The sequence below is a fragment of the Gillisia hiemivivida genome, assembly GCF_007997295.1.
In the GTDB taxonomy this organism is placed as follows: domain Bacteria; phylum Bacteroidota; class Bacteroidia; order Flavobacteriales; family Flavobacteriaceae; genus Gillisia; species Gillisia hiemivivida.
In genome coordinates, this window is the sequence record NZ_VORY01000039.1 from 1 (window position 1) to 6,557 (window position 6,557).

Annotated in this window: 7 protein-coding genes; 4 read left to right on the top strand and 3 right to left on the bottom strand. The window is 33.8% G+C overall.

Annotated features, from left to right (window positions below):
• Positions 1 to 101: 101 nt before the first annotated feature.
• Positions 102 to 899 (bottom strand): hypothetical protein, encoded by a 798-nt coding sequence (locus ES724_RS16260; RefSeq protein WP_146934992.1) that lies wholly within the window; start codon positions 897 to 899, stop codon positions 102 to 104.
• Positions 900 to 1,025: 126 nt separating this feature from the next.
• On the opposite strand from ES724_RS16260, the gene ES724_RS16265 reads away from it, so the two are divergent.
• The 3 genes from ES724_RS16265 (at position 1,026) to ES724_RS16275 (ending at position 4,220) form a co-directional block, all read left to right on the top strand.
• Positions 1,026 to 1,754, top strand: coding sequence for a LytR/AlgR family response regulator transcription factor (locus ES724_RS16265; protein WP_170249917.1), 729 nt, complete (start codon positions 1,026 to 1,028; stop codon positions 1,752 to 1,754).
• 4 nt (positions 1,755 to 1,758) lie between these two features.
• The gene (locus ES724_RS16270; protein WP_146934998.1) at positions 1,759 to 3,237 is read left to right on the top strand and encodes a sensor histidine kinase; all 1,479 of its coding nucleotides are present in this window, start codon (positions 1,759 to 1,761) and stop codon (positions 3,235 to 3,237) included.
• Between the two features lie 236 nt (positions 3,238 to 3,473).
• Positions 3,474 to 4,220, top strand: coding sequence for a PepSY-like domain-containing protein (locus tag ES724_RS16275; RefSeq protein WP_146935001.1), 747 nt, complete (start codon positions 3,474 to 3,476; stop codon positions 4,218 to 4,220).
• 83 nt (positions 4,221 to 4,303) lie between these two features.
• On the opposite strand, the gene ES724_RS16280 is transcribed toward ES724_RS16275, so the two are convergent.
• The gene (locus ES724_RS16280) at positions 4,304 to 4,552 is read right to left on the bottom strand and encodes an endonuclease/exonuclease/phosphatase family protein (protein WP_394345080.1); all 249 of its coding nucleotides are present in this window, start codon (positions 4,550 to 4,552) and stop codon (positions 4,304 to 4,306) included.
• 217 nt (positions 4,553 to 4,769) lie between these two features.
• Between ES724_RS16280 and ES724_RS16285 the strand changes: the two genes are divergently transcribed.
• Positions 4,770 to 4,961, top strand: coding sequence for a hypothetical protein (locus tag ES724_RS16285; RefSeq protein WP_146935004.1), 192 nt, complete (start codon positions 4,770 to 4,772; stop codon positions 4,959 to 4,961).
• Positions 4,962 to 5,332: 371 nt separating this feature from the next.
• Here ES724_RS16285 and ES724_RS16290 read toward each other — a convergent pair whose 3' ends face one another.
• Positions 5,333 to 6,358: an endonuclease/exonuclease/phosphatase family protein gene (locus tag ES724_RS16290; protein ID WP_246136900.1), complete on the bottom strand. Its 1,026-nt coding sequence runs from the start codon at positions 6,356 to 6,358 to the stop codon at positions 5,333 to 5,335.
• Positions 6,359 to 6,557 lie beyond the last annotated feature (199 nt).

Sequence of the window (6,557 nt, forward strand, 5' to 3'; positions counted from 1 at the left end):
ATCAAAATGATCCACTAAGAATTGTGGCAATACAAGCTTAATTAAATCTAGGTAGTTATCCAAACCTCTTTTTTTGGCAAATATCGAACTACATTTTCAATTCACACACAACTTTTGAGATTGATCCCTGAGAAAGTGTGAAGTCCGGGTCGCTTTATCTCATCATTCAGCTGAATTCCTGCAGCAGTAATATCGATAGAAACATCTACCTTCGGTTCTTTGTCTTTTGTCACTTCTTCTGTTACAGTCATTTGATCTAACATACCCACTACAGAATGAAGTTTACCATTCGGCAGTTTAACATAACATTCAATAATGTAGTTTCCCGGTTCCAGATAAATTGATGTTACGGCTTTCCCTCCGGCTTCAATAATTCCCGTTCCTCCAGAATTGATAGCATCTGTGAAGAACCATGATGCTATCGCATCTGTTTCCCGATTAAAATCTCTCTCTCCCCGCAAAACTTCAAGTAGATTATTAAACGGAACTGTAACCTGGTTTTTATAATCTTCCAGTGTTTTTTCTTCAGGAATTTTGATTAATAAGAAGAAATGCGGTTCGCCTGTTTTGTTCATGTATCTAAATGTGTTCCATCCTGAAGGAATTTCCTTTGGTGCGATGAAGTTCATGCCGGTGGATGTAATATTTACGCTGTTCAGGGATTTAATACTTGCATCTGCACTTTGTAATTCATTCGAGGCTATTTCCTCCTTCTGACAGGCGATAGCGAATAAGAAAAAAAGTATCGTAAAAGCCACTTTCCCGACTGCTGTAATGTGTTTTGATAAATAATACATGGTTCGTTTTTTTATGGTTAATAGGTTAAAGATACCCCCTACCATAAGATTGCCGGGTAGGGAATATATAAACCGATGATCTGGATTTATAAGTGATCTCATAAATAGATTTACTTTTAATAGTACCGTTTGTATATGATTATCAGCAACTTATACATTGACTTTCCGGTATGATTGATCTTTTTTGTAATTTGATGACTTAAGTTGAATCCAATGATAAGAGCTATATTGATTGATGATGAAATTAATGCTTTGGAGAGCCTTCAATGGGAAATAGAGACCTTCTGTCCCTGGATTGATGTTTGTGCTACCTATGCAAATCCTCTGGAAGCTGTAAAAGGTATCGATCTTATTAAACCCGATTGTGTTTTTCTGGACATTGAAATGCCCGAGATGGATGGTTTTCAAATGCTACATAAATTAAAATATAGGGATTTTGAATTGATTTTCACTACTGCATATGATAGTTATGCTTTGAAGGCTATTAAAGAAAGGGCCATTGATTACCTTTTAAAACCAATTGATTCTGATGATTTAAAAAAAGCTGCGGAACGCATCCTAGAAAAAAAGAAAAATAACCGGTTAGGAGAGCAATTAAGGAATATTATGCTTGACCTCAGAAGTCAGCAGTCATCAAGGAAAATCCCGTTATCTTTTAATGAGAAGACTATATTTATCACCGCCGATGATATCATTTATTGCAAATCTGACGGGAATTACACTGAACTGTTTCTTCAGGGAGGAAAAAGAGAATTGCTTTCAAAAAAGATCAAAGATGTGGAGGCTTTAATCCATAATTCAAATTTTTTTAGAGCGCACAAGTCTTATCTTGTCAACCTATCCTACGTAAGCGAATTCGTTAAAACTGACGGGCAATACCTAATCCTTGAAGACGGTTCCAGCATTCCTGTCTCTCGTTCCAAAAAACAAGAATTACTTTATCTTTTGAGCAGTTAATAATGTGGAGGAGCTACTAAATATTTTAAAAAATCCGTTTCAAAGCGGCTTACTTACCTTTTTTGCCGGAGTGCTCAGCATTCTCGCAGTGTATCATTTCCTGCTCTATTTTCAGCAAAAGATCAGAGCCTATCTTTTTTACAGTCTATACCTTTTCTTGATTTGCCTGTCGATCTTCCGATTTGGGAGTGGAAAGTTCGAACATATCTTTTTGACTTATTTTGTAGATTATCAACGTTTTCTTACTGAAATTACTGTTGTGGTATACCTGCTTTTTGCTTATTCTTTTATGGAAATGAGGCAGAAGAATAAAAAGTGGAATACCGGTGTTATGACTGCTAATTTCCTCTTTTTAATATTTGCAGTAGTAATACAAGTTACTTCCTTTTTTTATGGAGGAAAGCAACTTAGAATTTTTGGATATAACTTTTTTCTCATATATATGCCGCTGTTAGCGCTTATAGCTTATTTTCCAATTATAAAATCAAAAAACCCTTTAAAATATTATTTAATTGTAGGCTCCCTGGTGCTTTTCTTGGCCTGGCTGGCACCGGTTTTGGTATATCAATTTCATTTGGGAAAGGAAAACTTCAGGATCGCTTCAAGTTTTTTTCTACTTGGCGGGATAATTGAAAACCTTCTTTTCTCCCTCGGATTAGGACACAAACAAAAGTTGCTTCTAAGGGAAAACAAAGAATCCCGGGAACAACTTATAAGACAATTTGACGAAAATGAGAGGCTTCGTAATAGTATACAAAAGCGGCTGGAGGCCAACGTTGAGACGCTGAGCAAGCAAATAGAAACCGACAAAATTGAAAAATTAAGAGCCAAATATGATAAGGAGCTGGCCGAATTGAAGATAACTTCACTGAGAAGCCAGATGAACCCGCATTTTGTTTTTAATTCTCTCAATTCGATCAAGCTTTATATCATCAACAACGAAAAGGAAAATGCTGTTTACTACCTGAATAAATTTTCGAAATTGATTAGAAGAATACTCGATGCAACACGCGAAAAGGAAATTTCTCTGGGTGATGAACTTGATACTATGCAGCTCTACGTTACCATAGAAAACATCCGTTTCAGAAATGAGATTTCTTTTAATATAGTAAAAGATCCGGAGCTCTATCTGGATAGGATAAAGTTGCCTTCCCTCATTCTACAACCATTTTTGGAAAATGCTATTTGGCATGGCTTGCCTTTGGCAGATAAGAAACAGATTAGTATAAAAATAGAAAATCTATCTACAAACCAGGTTGCTATAATTATCGCAGACAGTGGGATAGGAAGGCAAAGATCTTCAGAAATTAAACAGCAGAAATTGCACAAAAAAAGATCTCTGGGTATAAAGATTACTCGTGAACGGCTTAAAATATTTTATGGGGAATACAAAGGCAACTATTCTTTAACCTTTGAAGATTTATTAAGCCCTGAAGGCGATGCGGCCGGGACGGTCGTGAGATTAGTACTACCTTTAAAATAATAAAATAGAGCATTTACCAATGAGAAGCTTTTTTCCTAATTATTGGAAAAGGGCTTTTTTCTTTTTATAGATTTTGGATCTAAACTCAATTTTTAAATTTTCCTTATCGCATTGTTTTGCAAAAGCACATTTTTATTCATTATCTAATTAGCTTTATTGTGTATTAAAAACACAATAAAGCTAATTTTAAACGGTTATATTAAATCACCAAACTAATTAAATACAGACAAATACCTATGAAAAATACAAAAATTTTATATGTAGCGATATTGAGTGTATTATCATTACAATCCTGTTCAAATGATGAAGATGTCAAAAATGAAGCTGATCTAACAGCTATAGCATTTAAAGCTGATGTTCACATACGAACTTCAAGCCTATCTCAAACTATATTAAATTATGTTACTACAAATTATCCAAATCTAACTATTGTAGAAGCTGAAGAAGAGGATAATCAAAATATAGAAATAACCTTGAGTGATGGTACCGAGTTGATTTTTGATTCTGCTGGAAATTTTTTAGGCGAGGATAATGACGAAGATGATGATTTTGGAGATCATGACGTAAATATATCTGATCTTCCTCAAAATATAAAAGATTTTATAACTACTAATTACCCAGGGATTTCAATTGAGGAAGCTGAAATTGAAAACAATGGTAATTTTGAAATAGAATTAGAAAATGATATAGAACTTATTTTTGATGCTGATGGAAATTTTTTAGGTGTTGCTCATGATGAAAATGACCATGACAAAGATGAAACAGATATAAACCCGGCAGATTTACCTCAAAATATAAAAGATTATATAAGTGGTACTTACCCTAATAATACAATTATAGAAGCGGATATTGAAGAAGATGGCTCCTATGAGGTTACTCTTAATAACGGCTTAGAATTAGAATTTGATGCCGCTGGAAATTTTGTGAGTTCTGAAGATGGAAATGGAGAAGATGAAGAGGAAGAGGATGGTGAGGATGATTAATGCCACTAGATCACCGAAATTTCAAAAAGAAAAAAGCCCAATATACAGGGCTTTTTTCTTTTTGAAGTATTTCTTTTCTTAGGTTAATTTATCTGGAATTTAGCAAAAAGAGGGAAATGATCTGAACCAATTTTTTTCAATTGTTTAAATTCTACAACCGCTATTCCTTCAGAAACAAAGAAATGATCTAAAGGCCATCTCATGATCATAGATTGCGCATCGAAGGTATTATATAGGCCTCTTCCTATTCTTACATCTTTCAAATTTCCATTCTGTCCGAAAAGTCGAGCAGTATTAGACCAGGAAACATCGTTGAAATCTCTGGCGACTATAGATGGGAAACAGTTCCTGAAAAATCAGATACTCTTGTTAGGTGGGCATTTTTATTTTGGAAGTGGAATAAAAAGAATTTGGGATTCATATTTTCTTATCTATGCCAAAATCTTCCAAATTTGGGTTAAAGTCCTGTTATTTAGAAATTCATTAACTGATTTCCTGATTCAAATATTTGATATTTATAGAAAATAACCATTATAAAAAAATTATATTATGAACCACAACATTAAAAAAGCAGCTACAGCTGGAGCCAAATTATGGGCTGCAAAAAAAGGTTTGGGATTAACCGGAAGTGTTTTAAAATTGGGACTGTTTGCGGGTGCTGGATATCTCGCATACACTTTTTTTAGAGACCATAAAGATGATATTAAAGATAAATTGGATGAAATGACTTGTAATTATTAGATAAAAGACCAAGTTTAATAACTGATTTTTGAGGTAGTTTAAAATTTACATTTTTCATAATTTTTGAGGAAGTGTAAATTTTGAACTTCCTTTTTTTTTACAAATAATTCCCTATCACATTCAGTGTTATTTTAAGTCTAAAAAATATTTTATCAAATTAAGAACCTTGGGGTTAGCCGACAAGGTATGTCCCGATGGTTCGGGAGGAAAATCCTTTTAAAAGTTCGAGGCAAGCCCGCCTGAATTAAATTCTTTTCGGGCAGGCCTCGGGGAATTAAACCCTCAATGAGGGATTAAATGTTTCGCACTTATAGGTTGAACTCATCAGCGATTAGGATTTAAAAGTATAATCACATAATTGTCGACCGGGTTTAATTAATTTGGAATTTAGCCAATAAAGGAAAATGATCTGAACCTATTTTGGGCAAGATTTTAAAGTCTATGACCTTAATTCCTTCTGTAACAAAGAAATGATCTAGAGGCCATCTCATGATCATAGATTGCGCATCAAATGTGTTAAATAATCCGCGTCCTATCCTGACATCCTTTAAATTCCCACTACTGCTGAAAAGACGTGAAGTATTGGACCAGGAAACATCGTTGAAATCTCCGGCGACTATAGAAGGCACCTTCTCTTTTTTAACCATTTCTCCAATTTTCTCTAGTGCAACTTCTTTTTGATTTTCCTTATTTTTATCTCCAATGTTTTCGGGATACTTATCACTTGGGAATGGAGCAACCGGATGAACCCCATGGAATTTGAAGCTATCGCCGGAAGGCAACGTAATTAAAGTGTTAAAGGAGGGAACTTTGGAGTGATTGAGAAATTGAATTTTATTTTGGCTTAATGGCAATTTAGAATATAATGCCATTCCATAAGCATTATCCAAAGGGTATTCCATAACATTTGGGTATTCATCTTTTAAAGATTGAAGCTCGTTTACCCACTCCGTGTTTACCTCCATGGCCAAAACGATATCAGGGTTAGATTCTTTAATTACATCTAGTAGTTTATTGAAATCATTATTTTTAATAAGAACATTGGTGATTAAGATACTAACTGTTTTCTCTTTATTTATTTCAGATTCACTTATGCTTGGAACAACTTTGTCGCCAATTAGATAAGATGAAATAAAACTAAAATGAATAAAAATAGATGCTAATAAACCAACCGTAAGTGCAACCGATCCGGTATTCCATTTTCTATTAATGATTATAAATAGAATCAACATTAATACCCCTAATAAAAATTGTTGCAACCTTGGGAAATCCAAAATTTTCAGATACCATTTAGGAATATTGTAAACTAAAGAAAATAAACTGGTTAAAATCAAGGCAGTAGATATAGCAATAATTATTGTAAAAATAATTTTATACGTAATGCTGGAAGTATTCATAGGTCATTTTTAATTTAACAATATGTAAAGTAGGCATTTTAAATTGTCTGCTTTAAATTTTCAGGTTGCTCTGCTGGATTCAATGTTGTAACGCAACAAATCGTTGTTGGTTTTTGATGTTTCTAAGCTACAAATTTCAGCTCCATCTCCATCATTTCTTTAGGTGTTTTATAGCCTATGATTTTTCTCGGTCTATTGT

Excerpts from the sequence above, each read along its gene's own strand:
- ES724_RS16260 (WP_146934992.1), bottom strand. The coding sequence starts at position 899 with ATGAGATCACTTATAAATCCAGATCATCGGTTTATATATTCCCTACCC.
- ES724_RS16275 (WP_146935001.1), top strand. The coding sequence starts at position 3,474 with ATGAAAAATACAAAAATTTTATATGTAGCGATATTGAGTGTATTATCA.
- ES724_RS16285 (WP_146935004.1), top strand. The coding sequence starts at position 4,770 with ATGAACCACAACATTAAAAAAGCAGCTACAGCTGGAGCCAAATTATGG.
- ES724_RS16290 (WP_246136900.1), bottom strand. The coding sequence starts at position 6,358 with ATGAATACTTCCAGCATTACGTATAAAATTATTTTTACAATAATTATT.